General features: G+C 44.5%; 16 protein-coding genes and 2 pseudogenes. 12 read left to right on the plus strand and 6 right to left on the minus strand.

What is annotated here, in order from left to right; translation table 11 throughout:
• Nucleotides 1-9: 9 nt before the first annotated feature.
• The 3 genes from ArsFIN_RS23560 to ArsFIN_RS23565 all read right to left on the minus strand — a co-directional run bounded on the left by ArsFIN_RS23560 (nt 10) and on the right by ArsFIN_RS23565 (nt 1,339).
• Nucleotides 10-468: a hypothetical protein gene (locus ArsFIN_RS23560; RefSeq protein ID WP_135678353.1), complete on the minus strand. Its 459-nt coding sequence runs from the start codon at nt 466-468 to the stop codon at nt 10-12.
• A gap of 111 nt (nt 469-579) precedes the next feature.
• Nucleotides 580-753 carry a hypothetical protein gene (locus ArsFIN_RS26795; RefSeq protein ID WP_167876771.1) on the minus strand — a complete coding sequence of 58 codons (174 nt, stop codon included), beginning with the start codon at nt 751-753 and terminating at the stop codon, nt 580-582.
• Entirely contained in the window at nt 740-1,339 is a 600-nt protein-coding gene (locus ArsFIN_RS23565) for a helix-turn-helix domain-containing protein (RefSeq protein ID WP_135678919.1), read from the minus strand. The genes ArsFIN_RS26795 and ArsFIN_RS23565 overlap by 14 nt, the downstream gene beginning before the upstream one ends.
• A 245-nt stretch (nt 1,340-1,584) precedes the next feature.
• Between ArsFIN_RS23565 and ArsFIN_RS23570 the strand changes: the two genes are divergently transcribed.
• The 7 genes and pseudogenes from ArsFIN_RS23570 (at nt 1,585) to ArsFIN_RS23605 (ending at nt 6,529) form a co-directional block, all read left to right on the plus strand.
• Nucleotides 1,585-1,911 carry a hypothetical protein gene (locus ArsFIN_RS23570; RefSeq protein WP_135678921.1) on the plus strand — a complete coding sequence of 109 codons (327 nt, stop codon included), beginning with the start codon at nt 1,585-1,587 and terminating at the stop codon, nt 1,909-1,911.
• Nucleotides 1,912-2,148: 237 nt separating this feature from the next.
• Nucleotides 2,149-2,442: a hypothetical protein gene (locus tag ArsFIN_RS23575; RefSeq protein WP_135678923.1), complete on the plus strand. Its 294-nt coding sequence runs from the start codon at nt 2,149-2,151 to the stop codon at nt 2,440-2,442.
• A 33-nt stretch (nt 2,443-2,475) separates the two neighbouring features.
• Nucleotides 2,476-2,703: a hypothetical protein gene (locus ArsFIN_RS23580; RefSeq protein ID WP_135678872.1), complete on the plus strand. Its 228-nt coding sequence runs from the start codon at nt 2,476-2,478 to the stop codon at nt 2,701-2,703.
• Nucleotides 2,704-2,706: 3 nt separating this feature from the next.
• Nucleotides 2,707-2,979: pseudogene (locus tag ArsFIN_RS23585) on the plus strand (transglycosylase SLT domain-containing protein); the annotation flags it as partial.
• Nucleotides 2,980-3,050: 71 nt separating this feature from the next.
• A protein-coding gene (locus tag ArsFIN_RS23590; protein WP_135678034.1) for an IS3 family transposase occupies nt 3,051-4,210 on the plus strand; the annotation gives its coding sequence in 2 pieces (ribosomal slippage) (nt 3,051-3,330 and nt 3,330-4,210; 1,161 coding nt in all).
• Nucleotides 4,211-4,537: 327 nt separating this feature from the next.
• A complete protein-coding gene (locus ArsFIN_RS23600) occupies nt 4,538-6,286 on the plus strand; it encodes a type IV secretory system conjugative DNA transfer family protein (protein WP_246067573.1) in 1,749 nt (582 codons plus the stop codon).
• Between the two features lie 42 nt (nt 6,287-6,328).
• Entirely contained in the window at nt 6,329-6,529 is a 201-nt protein-coding gene (locus ArsFIN_RS23605; protein ID WP_135678880.1) for a hypothetical protein, read from the plus strand.
• Between the two features lie 135 nt (nt 6,530-6,664).
• Here ArsFIN_RS23605 and ArsFIN_RS29205 read toward each other — a convergent pair.
• Both ArsFIN_RS29205 and ArsFIN_RS23615 read right to left on the minus strand, forming a co-directional pair.
• A pseudogene (locus ArsFIN_RS29205) lies at nt 6,665-7,853 on the minus strand (IS91 family transposase).
• 14 nt (nt 7,854-7,867) lie between these two features.
• Entirely contained in the window at nt 7,868-8,323 is a 456-nt protein-coding gene (locus ArsFIN_RS23615) for a hypothetical protein (protein ID WP_135678924.1), read from the minus strand.
• 134 nt (nt 8,324-8,457) lie between these two features.
• Between ArsFIN_RS23615 and ArsFIN_RS23620 the strand changes: the two genes are divergently transcribed.
• Together ArsFIN_RS23620 and pilM are read left to right on the plus strand one after the other, a co-directional pair.
• Nucleotides 8,458-8,904 (plus strand): toxin co-regulated pilus biosynthesis Q family protein, encoded by a 447-nt coding sequence (locus tag ArsFIN_RS23620; protein WP_246067586.1) that lies wholly within the window; start codon nt 8,458-8,460, stop codon nt 8,902-8,904.
• Nucleotides 8,904-9,350, plus strand: a complete 447-nt coding sequence (pilM, locus tag ArsFIN_RS23625) for a type IV pilus biogenesis protein PilM (RefSeq protein ID WP_026823808.1) — start codon at nt 8,904-8,906, stop codon at nt 9,348-9,350. The genes ArsFIN_RS23620 and pilM overlap by 1 nt, the downstream gene beginning before the upstream one ends.
• Before the next feature lie 334 nt (nt 9,351-9,684).
• Here the strand turns inward: pilM and ArsFIN_RS23630 are convergent, their stop codons facing one another.
• Nucleotides 9,685-10,506, minus strand: coding sequence for a hypothetical protein (locus ArsFIN_RS23630; protein WP_135678882.1), 822 nt, complete (start codon nt 10,504-10,506; stop codon nt 9,685-9,687).
• Between ArsFIN_RS23630 and pilN the strand changes: the two genes are divergently transcribed.
• Genes pilN through pilP form a run of 3 tightly spaced genes read left to right on the plus strand, consistent with a single transcriptional unit; the run spans nt 10,461 to nt 13,835 of the window.
• Nucleotides 10,461-12,098, plus strand: a complete 1,638-nt coding sequence (pilN, locus tag ArsFIN_RS23635) for a PilN family type IVB pilus formation outer membrane protein (RefSeq protein WP_026823806.1) — start codon at nt 10,461-10,463, stop codon at nt 12,096-12,098. The genes ArsFIN_RS23630 and pilN overlap by 46 nt on opposite strands.
• The gene (pilO2, locus tag ArsFIN_RS23640; protein WP_026823805.1) at nt 12,098-13,393 is read left to right on the plus strand and encodes a type 4b pilus protein PilO2; all 1,296 of its coding nucleotides are present in this window, start codon (nt 12,098-12,100) and stop codon (nt 13,391-13,393) included. Before pilN ends, pilO2 begins: the two co-directional genes overlap by 1 nt.
• On the plus strand, nt 13,380-13,835 hold the full coding sequence (pilP, locus tag ArsFIN_RS23645; protein ID WP_026823804.1) for a type IV pilus biogenesis protein PilP: 456 nt from the start codon (nt 13,380-13,382) through the stop codon (nt 13,833-13,835). The genes pilO2 and pilP overlap by 14 nt, the downstream gene beginning before the upstream one ends.

Genomic DNA, 13,835 nt, shown 5'->3' on the forward strand with positions numbered 1-13,835 from the left:
CTGACTCAATTACCTTATGGGCATCTTGCCAAAGAAACAGAAATTGCCAGATTCGTCAGCCCAGTTATCGGTGTGTTTATCCCAGGGTTCAAAGGAAACAGGGATTATTCCTAGCTCCGTATAGGTGATGAATTCATCGGCAGGCAGACTTTCAGTTATTCCCCCCTCAGTGTAGTCGTATCCAGCGTCATCGGCTTGGTCTTGGCGTTGTTTAAAACCCCTGATAATCGTGACTAGCGGCGGGTAATACTGCGTGTCGAGAAAAAATTGGGGGCCGAGTCGGAGGCAGTGGCGTATGGCTTCTTTTAGGGTGTCATAAAAAAATTCAGGCGGTCTGTCATCATCATTTTCGGGTGGGAGAGAGAGCATAAAACGTTTCGGATAAACAGGCGCTGTGGCACGTGAAGTGACGGGCAGCCTGCCTGATTTAACCGGTTTACGCTTTCTGGGAGATTTATTGCGAGCCATCGAGATGAATCCCTGAAAAAAATTAACCTACTGCAGAGTATAAAACAGTACTCAACTCATTAACATCCCCGAAGCAGCACCGCTGCGCCGCTCACGCGTAGCGTGCTACGTTCAATAATATTTCCTGTATATTTCTCTTTGCTCAAATGGCGATAGATAATCCATTAACTCACTATTAACGGCTTCATTTAATGGGATAGAAAATGTATGCCCTGTTGATTTAACAAGGAAATTTGCTGTTAATTTAGCTTTTCGTTTAAATCCTAACAGCTTATAATTCTGCATTATGTAATTTCCTCTCTTCGATTACATATCCTAAAAATTCATCCTTATTATTAAATTCATCTGTTATTTGAATTTTATTATTCTGTAATAAAATTATATTTTCATTGTTTTTTGGAAGGTAATATCTTCTTGTAAAAAGAATTTCATTTTTTTCGTAAAATGGGGGTTTATCATATTCTAACAAAATACCAATTACATTGTTTTCATTAGAAAAACAATATGTTGTTGGATATGATATAATTAAGTTCCCAATGAAAATATCTTTTGATTTTTGAATTTCGCACTCGGGTATAACAGGAACAGAAATAGGATTTTTATTTCCATCAGATCTTAAACTTATTTCTGATCTCTCTAAATCTTCTATATTGACACTCTCTAACATTTTTACTGATACACCAAAAAAATTAGCGATTCTCTCTATTGTTGTTTCTTGCGATTTTGTGATTTTTCCATCTAATAGTTTGTATACAGTAGATCTTGTTATGCCCGTTTTTTCTGAAAAAGATAACCTGTTTTCTTCTCTACTTTTAAGTAAGTACTTAGTGTTATTAATGATGTTTTCTTTTATCTTTTTTTGATGAAGCATGATTAACTCCTATCATAATTTATTGATTTTTTTAGTATATCCATATCAAAACGTAAGTTTAAATTAAAATCAAAAAAATATACAAAATTAACTTGAAATTGTAGTTTTTATAACTAAGCTTAAGTCTAGTATCACATCATGATTTTATCAATTTTAATTAAAGGAGAATTAAAGAAGAAAAAATAAAGGCATTTATTTTTAAAAAAAATTTTAATTTATCTATTAACCGTTTTAAGGAGACTTAAATGAACGGCAAGGCAATTTCATCCCTAAAAAACCATTCCATTATAAGAGTGAAAAAACAGGCGAAAAAGAATATCGCCGTGATTTTAAGTGATTTCTTTGCTCGGCTTATCACCAGGGCGATTTTTTATTTCCCCGTTATCTTTTTTTGGCTAACGGTCGGGTTTGTTACGTCAGGCTACTTTAACGATACGTTTCCTTTTGTGCCTGACGTAAATGAATTCTCAATGGAAAATCTGTTTGAAGCGTTAAAACAGATTTTTCGTTATTCCTTGTCACTGACAATTATTGTCTGTTTGGTGAAGGGATCCATAACATTTTTTAAATAATATTTTTAGCAGTTTATCCGTTTTTGTTATACCGCTCTTTAACATTCAGTGCCAACTTCTTCATCTCCGCACGTATCGTGAGGGGTTGGTAGCGTTGAATTTTTATTTCAACGCGAAGCTAACGTTAGCTTTCTGGCCGGGCGTATGCCGACACAGGTGTACACCACATTAAGTGGTTTCGGGGTGACGATGTTTTTTGCGTATTCACCACTCAAATCACTTTTGCGGGAGATAATTATGAACGCACGCCAACGTTGCCGTTATCGTCGTCAAATGCGCTATCGTGAACAGTGCAAAATGGCCGATGAAATACGGTTATTAAGACTTAATCTGTTAAGAAGTGCAAAAACCCGATCGACGGAAGAAATTATTGACGACATATGGGGGATAACATCGAGAAAAAAACAAAAAGAAGACAGGGTTAATACGCTGGCGAATTTCATCGCTATTTTAAAAAATGAGTTATACCAAAATGAACCCACCGACAGCATAACTAATCGCTGTTTACCCAACACCTATCTACTGCGGTGAATCGCCACTAATCCTTTATCAAGGAACAAGATAATGTTTAAACAACTTTCTCGCCCAGGGAAGAATATTTATGTGGGCGCGGTATTACGTGACCGGCTCGATAAAATCGTGCTCGATATCGGTCATTATATTGGGCGTCCTGTGACGATTTCTGAATTTATTCACTATGTTATCGAACGACACGGTGATGAAGCCAAGGAGAATTTAAAGCATATTTTGGGTACGGAGGCGGAAAGAACAAAATTTGATAAAAAGAGGTGATGTATGTTATCCACCCCGGCGTTTCTTGCGTTAGCCATGCAGTGCGCGCCTTCTGTTCATCCTGATACGGTGCTTGATATCGCGCGGGTCGAATCAGGTTTCAATCCTTATGCGATTGCTGAAATAATCCCAAAATCCGAGCGACAGCCCGATAAACCCAATGTCATTTCTTACCATCCTAAAACGGACGCGGACGCGATAAGGCTCATTAATCAGATTGAGCAGAAAAAACGCCGTTATTCCGTTGGATTAATGCAAATTACCAGCACCAATTTCAATCTGTAGTGGTCTAATAAAACTGTAGAGATTTATAGCTTATAATTAAGCAAAATCTTATAGGTATAAATATGACCCGAAAAGTAAAAGTAACCTTTAGCGGAAAGCAAAAACTGGAATATGCAAAACTCATGGTTGAAGGTGGATATAGCAATATCCAAGTTGAAAAAATATCCGGTGCGGGTAAATCTGCCGTATCACGATGGAAGCAACAATATCTTGCCGAGTTAAATGGGAATACGCCTGTAAAATCAAAAGCGTTAACACCCGAGCAACAGCGCATACAAGAATTAGAAGTTCAACTTAAGCGTGCTCAGAGGGATAATGACATATTAAAAAAAGCCGCGGCTTACTTCATCCTCGACAATCAAAACTCAAAATCGTGAAGCAACTGAAAATCATGTACCCCAATTTTACGGTCACTGAGTTATGCCATCTTTTTGAAGTAAGCAGCAGTAGTTTTTATTATGAAACGAAAATACCGACAGTTGAAAATGAAAGACTGTGTGGCGAAATCAAACGTATTTTTTATACATCGGGTCAAATTTATGGCAAAAGACGTATTCAAGTCGAGTTAAAGGGTTTAGGGCACCAAATTGGCACTTATAAAATATCGAACATCATGAAATTAAATCAATTAGTTGCAATTAGACCAACGAAAAAGCACTACTATCACTCATCGGGTAACGAACATCGATATGCCCCTAATTTGCTTAAACGACAATTTTCCCCTGAACAGCATAATCACTATTATGTCGGGGATATCACGTATATTAGACATCACTATGGGTGGAGCTATTTAGCCTGTGTGTTGGATTTAGCCACCAAAGAAATTATTGGTTATGCCTTATCAACAAAACCGGATTCGAAATTAGTGAAAGAAGCCTTAGATAACGCAATTGAACGGCAATTACCGGATACGACAAGTTTGATGTTCCATTCAGATCAAGGTTGCCAATATTCATCGGAGGAGTTTAGGGCGCACCTCTTTGAACGGAAAATAACTCAAAGCATGAGTCGGCGAGGTAATTGCCTCGATAATGCCGTGATGGAAAGATTTTTTAGGAGTTTAAAGACAGAAAGACTTAACCGTTTATCGTTTATGAATCATCAATCTGTTGTCTGTGAAGTTGAAAATTATATTCAGTTTTACAATTATTATCGACGCCATTCAACGATTGGTTATTTAACGCCACATCAAAAATATCATGAACTAAAAAATGCCGCTTAGATCTTCTACAGAATTTGTTGACCATTACAATATGGAGCATACCGAAATTCTTGAAGTGTCTTATGCTCCTGAGGTGAAGCTGGCACTTTTGAATGGGGCGCAATTAGAAAGCGCGCTAGCGCGTCAAGAGGAGGGATGATTGCCGATGAAATTATTCTTTGTGATAGCTGGATTAACAGTGGTGTTTTTTTTGGTTGGCTTATATCTGGGTGGATGGGTGTGGTTATGGTTGTGTGATGATCGCATGGCTTCCCCAAACCTGATGACGCTACTTCAACAGGGTCCCTTGTCGCTGACAGACAAACGAAAAATGATGCTGCCTTGGGCATGGTGTGTGACAGCAGCCATCACCTTTTGCCGGTGGGTTTCTCCTTGTTGGCTTTTCGGCGGTGGGAAAACCACAGTGTCAATCTTCATGGTGAAGCTCGCTTTGCAACGAAAGTGAGCTGCGGAAAATCTGGTATACAGGGCCTGAAAAGTGAGAAAACAAAGAAAAACAGCCACCAAAAGGTTGGGAAATCGAAAGGGGTTTTACGACAGAAATCCATTTCAACGTATCCGGCGATCCTGATGGGGAAAGATCCGCACAGTGATAACTTTTTGGCAACCTATGGTCAAACATATCTAATGTTGGCGGCACCTCCGGGTAGTGGTAAAGATGTGGGTATTGTTATTCCAAATTTGTTGCAGTTTCCCCATTCTGTCGTCATCAATGACTGCAAATTTGAGTCCTGGCATAAAACTGCGGGTTTTCGCGCTGCCTGTGGGCAGAAGGTTTGGCGGTTTTCACCCGAACTTTTGGAAACCCATCACTGGAATCCGTTAAAAGTGATTAATCAGAACCCGTTGTATCGATTAGGTGATGTGCGAACGCTAGCCTCTTCACTGTATGTGCCGGATAATATGAAAAATGCCAGCTGGTTTGCCAAGGCGCGGGATGTGTTCACCGCAATAGTCCTTTATCTGATAGAAACCCCAGATTCCCCTTTTTCCCTGCCTCAATGTTATGAAATCGCGTCGTTGGGAACGCAATTAGGGAATTGGGCACAACGGGTTATTAATGAACGACGTGGGACAGAAAAGGCGTTAAGTGAAGAAACGGTTAGAGAATTGAGTGTGATTGTTTCTGAATCGAAAGGCAAAGAATTTTCAACCCTGATGTCTTTTGTCACGGGCAGATTAAGTGTCTATGGTGAAAAACTGGTAGCGCTGGCATTAACCGAAAGTGAAAACGAGGAAGATAACATTGATTTTAGTCAGCTGCGAGTTCAACCAACCAGTATTTACTTCTGTGTAACCGAAGGGGCGCTTAAAAAATTTGGCCCCTTGATGAATCTTTTTTTCTCACAAGCCATTCGTGAAAATAGTAAAGTACTTCCTGAACACGGCGGCCACTGTGAAGACGGCTCCTTACGATTGAAATATCAGGTGCTATTTTTGATGAATGAATTTGCAGTCATGAAGCGGATGGAAGTGATGGAAACCGCGCCTGCCTTAACTCGCGGTGCGGGTCTGCGATATTTAATCATTTTTCAAAACAAGAACCAGGTGTGTTCAGAGGAATGTTATGGGCGCGAAGGGGGAAAGGCGGTGATGGAGCCTTTTCATGTGGAAGTGGTTTATGCGCCAGGGAATATTGATGTGGCGACGGAGTACAGCAGAAGATTAGGGAATTGTACGGTAAAAGTAGCGACGGATAGTCAGAATATTGCTGACGGTCAACGGCGGTCAAAAGGAAAAAGTTTTTCCTGGCAAGCAAGACCGTTAATGTTACCGCAGGAGATTAACGAACTGCCTTACGAGGAAGAATTAATTTTCATGCAACCGACGAGACAAACGCCGGCAATGAAAATCCGAGCGAAAAAAATCTTCTGGTATGAAGAAGCGTTATTTCGCGAACGGGTTAATGATGAAATTTATCCTTCGCCGGTTGTGCCTAAAGGCGATCCGGAAAAAATAGCCGTATTAACCACGCCAGTAAATACGACAATAAAAAACAAAGTCGAAGTATCGCGTCCGGAAGGCGACGGAATAATTGAAGAGGCGTTAAAACGCGGTATACGTCAGGCTGATTAACGCCAACAGCGAAAAATCTCAACACAATTTTAATAGAGAAAGATGATGCGAATAAAACCGGTATTAAAGGTATCGTGGTGCATTTGCTTGCTTAATGGTTGTAGTAGTGCGCCAACGTTACCGGAACCCAAAGGGGCGTTTTTTTCTGTTAATCCAGAAAGTTTTCACATAGATAACACGTTGCCCACTAAAAAGCCTGCTGAAGATAATCACTCGATGGTTAGGAAATTGAATCGCTTTTAAAGTGAGTAGCAAAAGCCATCCCTTATTGCAAAAGGAGATGGGGATCGATTTATTGTGTTTAGTGCCAGTTAACATTTCCTCAGAGAGTGTAATTTCTAACCTGATTTCCTTATTTTAGACACATTGATCCTGCGTTTAGCTGCGTAACCATCGCTTTTCTCCAGGTTATGCAGTCTTTCTGACAACAATTCCGTTGCTTTTACCCATTTGCGCCCCGGTGAAAAGCAGCCTGTCGCCACACAGAATACATTTGTACGGATCGGTACGCAGAAATCCTTTCATCAGCACAGAAAAACCTGGGTTCTCCGGTTTTACGTGCCGTCATCTCAAGTGCCTTATACACTTTCGGCAATAGTTTTCCCCGTTTACGATTCGACAAAACCAGAGTAACGCACCATTTTAAAATGCCTGGCCGGAATATGGCTTATATAGCGTCTAATCATCTCTTCCTGCGGCAGAGTCTGCTGCCGATGCTGGCCAGTTCGGTGGTCATGGTAGTGATGAACAACGGCACCCCTCGGTAATGCCGCAGTTTTGACCTGATACCGGTGGGCGTTTAAGGTAGCGACCGAGGTACTTAACACTATGCCATGCCCTTTCGTTTTTTAGCAAAGTGCACTTTCCAATAACGTCCGTACTGCGCCCTCAAGTAACGCCGCCAATGTTTTGTCACGGATATGGCCAAGACCGGGAAGAAGGCCAGGGTTAATTAAATCATAACTGTGACGCAGTAGTCGGATAACAGCCCCTCGCCAGATTTCTTCGACATCCTTTTTTTTGAAAAACAGCTTTCGCCATACACTATGTTTACTATCCAAACCCCTCGAGTGACGGAAACATGAACATGCGGATGTTGATTGAGTTGCCGGCCATAAGTATGCAAGGCACAGAAAATACCAATTTCGATACCCTGTTTGCGAGCCAACTGCAGCATAGCTCGAGTGGCTGCCCGAAACAGAGCATTAAGTAGCGGCCAGTTATTGTTAAAAAAAGGCCAAAGGAGATGTGGCATGGTGAAAGTAATGTGTTGCCAGTCGCAGTCGGGTAAAATATGAACCTGCTGTGCTAACCACTGCTCGGTGGCTTTAAAGCCACATGAACTGCAGGCTTTTGACTTACAGCTTTGGCAGAAAAAACGGCTGTGAGAACAATCAGACGAAGCGCAACAATAGCGCCGGACACCCATGGCACAAGTGCCGCAGGCAAGCATGCGCTCCACAGATAAACTCGTCCACGAACTAACGCTATCGCCGTATTTTTCGAGGAATTTATTCCAACCGTCATCAATGGTGAAAAGTAGTTTAGCAGGACGAGGGATATACATCTGACTCAATTACCTTATGGGCATCTTGCCAAAGAAACAGAAATTGTCAGATTCGTCAGCCCCCAGTTATCGGTGTGTTTATCCCAGGGTTCAAAGGAAACAGGGATTATTCCTAGCTCCGTATAGGTGATGAATTCATCGGCAGGCAGACTTTCAGTTATTACCCCCTCAGTGTAGTCGTATCCAGCGTCATCGGCTTGGTCTTGGCGTTGTTTAAAACCCCTGATAATCGTGACTAGCGGCGGGTAATACTGCGTGTCGAGAAAAAATTGGGGGCCGAGTCGGACGCAGTGGCGTATGGCTTCTTTTAGGGTGTCATAAAAAAATTCAGGCGGTCTGTCATCATCATTTTCGGGTGGGAGAGAGATCATAAAACGTTTCGGATAAACAGGCGCTGTGGCACGTGAAGTGACGGGCAGCCTGCCTGATTTAACCGGTTTACGCTTTCTGGGAGATTTATTGCGAGCCATCGAGATGAATCCCTGAAAAAAATTAACCTACTGCAGAGTATAAAACAGTACTCAACTCATTAACATCCCCGAAGCAGCACCGCTGCGCCGCTCACGCGTAGCGTGCTACGTTCATAACAAGTAAACCGTTGACGGTGATTCAACCACCGAAGGTTATCAGCGTTAACAATAATTCTTCATCGGCTAAGGAAAATAAACCTCTCGCTCACTCTCAAGGTGTGATTGCACCACCAAAGACAACGACGTTGCTTACGGATAAACCGCTTACGACGATGAAAGTCACGCCGCCACCAAAACCCGTGCAAACGTGGCAGATAGAAAAAGGCGGAACGCTAAAGGACGGGGTGATGGCATGGGCAATAAAGGAATCTTGTGTCGCACCAGGGGTAAAAAATTGGTCGGTTTTGTGGCAAACACCTGTTAATTATCAGATTGACGCTCCGCTAAGATTCAGTGGTGATTTTAAATCCGCATTGCGAAGTGTTTTGGAGTTATATCAATCTGCCAAAAAGCCACTTTATGCTGAAACCAATAGTGCGCAATGCCTGATGCGCATCACTGATAAACCACCGGGGGGATGATGGGCTATTTAATCCTTTCTTTTCTATTAGTGACGCTATCACTGGCCGGATTTTATCAGCATCAACACGCGGACAATCTCAACAGTACTGAAATGACGACCACCACGACGCAACAGGCGATAGAGACGGTTCACTATATCAACGCGATTAATGATTATCTCTACCTCCATCCTGATGCAATCAATAATCCCAATGAGATTGTGCTAACAGCAGCGCAAATCGGTATCACGCCACACTCCCCCATCCAGCATGTAATTGCCAGCCAACGTGTTTTTGTCTGGCAACCGTTTTCACCGGGATTAATGGCGGCGCTTAAAACCCAAACCCGCGATTCTGCGCTATTGGGCAGCGTAAAAAATCACCGGCTTTTTGATAATGGTGGGCGTGATATGCAGGTCGTAGTACCGGCACGTATCCCCGATGGGGCGATTGTTTATTTGAATTAAGGGAAACAAATGCATGGTTTAATATTTCACTTCTTTTTTGTCGCTCTTAACTCCGTTTTTTCGTATCTATCAACTGGCTCGATCTGGTTAACTTTATTACTTTTTTTGATTTTTGGTGTCATTCCTGCCTGTCGGCTTGGTGAGTGTGATCTCATGCAGAGGGTGGGCTGTTTTTTTATAGCCTCAATCTGCATTTGCATTTTATTTAACGCTACAAAAATATACTTTTACGTTAAAGAAAACAATTGCTTGTGGAATTATGGTGTGTTAGGAGAGTCAACGACTATTTTGTGCAACAACGACACTTACACTTTTAAGGAGTTAGCAGAAAAAATTAAAGCTGAACCATTTTATCCATTTTTGCTAAAAAGCAAGAAATAAAAAATAGGGAAATATAAATAAGAAAATACAACCCGCAAATTGTACCCATGATTAACTTTATTAACGCCAAATCCGTCAAAAGACCCAGCACCCCAAGAAATGCGCATAAAAACATGACACTAAATGCCAAATTGCAATATTTTTTAATCAGTGATTTTAATTTCCTAATGAAATGTGTTTTTTTGTTGCATGGCACTATTTTTGAATTCCTAACCAGCAATATATAATCATTAATTTCTTCTACTTCTAAAAGGTGCAGATCTCCATATGATTTTGTGATGTGTTCTTGAGTATTAGTTTCAATAATTTTATACAAAAAAATCAATTTTAATAAACTAGCAGCGTAATTACTCTTAAAGCTATTTAGTGATTCACCCAAAAAGATAATCACCCCTTTTCTTTTAAGTGGGTTGCAGTTGCGCCCTCTATTGCTTTTTCGTTTGTTCGATGTACTAAAAACCACCCCATATTTTGTTGATCTGATAATCCTGCAAGATACTATTTTTTTCAAACAACTTTTTGAGGTGAAATGGTATAGCGCTGATGGTTTATTATTATTTCGGCCACTAGCCTTTTTTAATGAAAAAAGACCAAAAACAAGCATTATCAAATAAAACGCGATTGTGAGCACTGATATATATAGGAAGCCATCTTTAACAGTGCTAGAAAAAACATTCCAAAACTCCATATCTAACCCTTTCCAAAGTTTAAGATAACAAAGGATATACCATGCGAGCGATTTTTTCTGCTGCGCCTTTACTGGTGGTGCTGGCATTGTCTGGCTGTACCAGTATTGAACGCATTAATCAAAACATGAAAAACAGTGAGGCGACAGACGCAAAAGCGAAGCAGCAGATGCAAAAATTGACCTCGCCATCGCCTGTATTACGCGAAGCCGCCCGGCAGTGGGTGAATCCCACGCCGATAATTGACCGGGCAGCGATAAAAAAAGCTACACCCCCTTGTACCATTACGATTAACCGGCAAGGCTCACTCAGCCTGCATGACGTCTCTGAGCGTATTACCCGCGTGTGCCGCATTCCCGTTTCCGTCACGCCGGACGCATTAACGCTATTGGGCGGCGTCTTTGGCGGCCAGACCCAGCAGATAAAAGGCGATATCCCGCCACCGGATGTCAATGGCATGGTGCCGCTGGCCTCTATCGGGATGGCCTCATCCTCTGCGCCTGCTGCGGTTAACACCGGCGCGAACCTGAACGGGCTTTACTGGAACGGCCCGCTTGCCGGGCTGCTCGACACTATCGCCAGTCGCCTTGGTGTATCGTGGCGCTATGAATCGGGACAGATAGTTATCTACGCGCTGGAAACCCGGTCATTTACGTTGAATTTTATGGATTCACAGACCGATTACCAATCCAGAGTCGTCAGCGGCACCACCTCCAAAGCCGGTAACAGTGGCGGGCAGAGCGGCAATGCGCTCAGTGGTGATGCCATCACGTCACAATCTACCTCAACCACCATAAAGTCATCTTTGTATGCGGATTTACAGGGCGCAGTGAAATCGATGCTGACGCCGGGGCTGGGGCGTATGTTCCTGTCTGCCGGTAATCTGACGGTTACGGATGTTCCTCGTGTGCTGGATACGGTTGAGCGTTTTGTTGACGAGCGCAACCAGACATTAGACCGGCAGGTGGTGCTCAATATTGAAGTGTTGAGCGTCGAAAAACGGCAAAAAGACCAGTTAGGACTGGACTGGAACGCCGTTTTTAACAATGGTCGTTTAGGTTTGTCGCTCAGTCAAGCCTTTGGCGGCGCGGCGGGCAATATCATGAATGGCGGCTTCTCGGTCGTAGACGGGCGGCTGGCGGGGTCAAAAGTCTTTCTTAAAGCCCTTGCCGAGCAAGCTAAAGTGAGTGTCGTTACCCAGCAATCGAATACCACCACCAATCTTTCGCCGGTCGCCATGCAGGTAGCCGAACAGGAGGATTATGTGGCGCAGGTAACAACACAATCCACCGCGAATGTCGGCACGGCAACCTCGATCCAACCCGCCACCATTACCACCGGATTTTATATCAATCTACTGCCGAATATCATGCCGGACGGTCAACACCTGTTACTGCAATTCGCCATCAATCTCTCTGAACCGCCTACCCGCCGTACCTTTACTTCCGGGGAAAGCTCGGTCGAATTGCTCAATACGCAACTGAAAACCTTCACCCAGCGCGTGAAAATGAAAACCGGCCAGACACTGGTGTTATCCGGCTTTCAGCAGGCCAGCCGTAAAGGAAGCAAGCAGGGCGTCGGTCAACCGTGGTTCTTTGGCTTAGGCGGCGGTCAACAGGCAGAAGACGGTGATCGGATGCTGGTTGTGCTCATTACCCCGGTTCTGTCGCAGGAGGGATAATGATGACGACAACACCGCTATTTACCGCGACGCCGATTGTGCGAGGTCGCCGCGTTTTTCTGGCCGGAATAGACTGGCTCCCCGTGACGTTGCGGGCGGGTAAAAACGTTAAAAGCGAAGCGCGACGGCAAGGGGCTGATCGCGTGGTCAGTTACCGCTATCGGGACAGCCAGAAAAATCCGCAGTGGGTGATGGGGCTGGTCAATTGGGCAAAGCTGGCATTGCCCAAAGGCTGCAAGGACGGTTACGCACTGGCTTTGCTCATCGCCCGGCAACTGAAAGGCAGCGGCTACGCCATTATCGCGATAGACAAGGCGCATTACGGCTTTGTCAGTACCATTGACGGCGTACTGATTAACGATGTGGTCGGCGACAAGGCCGCCATCGTGCAGACGCAAAAAAACTTTCTCCAGTTTAACCGTGAGCCGGAAGGCGGCTGGCAGATTTTCGCCCCGGCAGACTGGAACATCGCCGATAGCCAGCCTTTTGATTTGGACGGTTTGCTGGCAGGGTCTGGCTTTCCTGCCAGCACCCGCTTTCAGGCAACATCACGCAAGCGGCGATTTTTAGGCCTTTTCACCCTGTGCGGCCTGATGTTGGTCGGTTACGTCGGCTGGAACGGGTATCAAACCCATCAGGAAACGTTACGTCAGGCCGCCATACGGGCGGCATGGCTGGCACAGCAACAGACGCAGACGTCCCCAGCTCTGCGCTTCCCATGGCATGACACACCGCGATTGATGCCGTTTATTAACGCCTGTGCCGAACGCTGGCAAAAAATCCCGCTGTCGCTGGCAGGCTGGCGCTTTAAAGAGGCGCAGTGCGCACAAGAAGGCACATTACGGCTGGCGTACAGCAAACCCGTTGGGGCCACCGTGGGCGATTTCGCTTACCGGGTGAAGCAGGTTTACGCCGGGCAGACGACGCCGTATTTCAATTTACCCGGGCAGGGCGATACCGGCGGCTTTAGCCAATCCGTCATTTTTACGCCTTCAGCGGATACCCGCACCTTGCCGGAGGCGGATAATCAGATACAGCGACTAACCACCTTTGCGCAACGGATGCGCCTGCCGATTAACCTGCAAGAAGACGACAACCGTCAGGTCAGTGCTAACGGCGAAGAGCGGATTATGCCGTGGCGCAGTTTTAGTTTTTCACTGGAAACCGCCATCCCGCCGACCCTGTTGTTTGATGAATTAGACGATCTGGGTTTACGCCTGCACATCATCACGATCACGCTCAATCAGGGGCGATTAAGTTACCGGATGGAAGGAAAATTATATGCAAAATCATAAATGTGCCCTGTTTATCGCGGCAGGATTAAGCGCGGCAGCCTATGCCGAAACACCGCCGCCTCAACTGCCCGTGATGGAAGAGTACACCCTGCAACGCTTAGAGCAGATACAGGCCGAAACCGTCATGCTGGAAGCCAAAGCTGCCCGCGCTCGTATCCAACGCGAACTGGAAGACAGTGGCATTGATACCCAGACAGCCAATTTACCGCTCAATGGCCGGGAGCTAGCAATTTTACCCCGCGCCGGGGGCTTACCGTCAGTAGAAGAAATTTACGGCAGTGGTCAGCAGCTGATGGCGCGTCTGGTGCTCTCCGATGGTAAACGGGCAGAACTGCGGCAGGGCGAGCAGATCCCCGGTACACGTTTGCGGGTTGAGGCGATTAGTGCCCGCGAAGTGCGGGTTACTGACGGCAACGATAAACGCACATTGTCCTTTTATTAA

The sequence above is a fragment of the Arsenophonus nasoniae genome (assembly GCF_004768525.1).
Lineage (GTDB): Bacteria > Pseudomonadota > Gammaproteobacteria > Enterobacterales > Enterobacteriaceae > Arsenophonus > Arsenophonus nasoniae.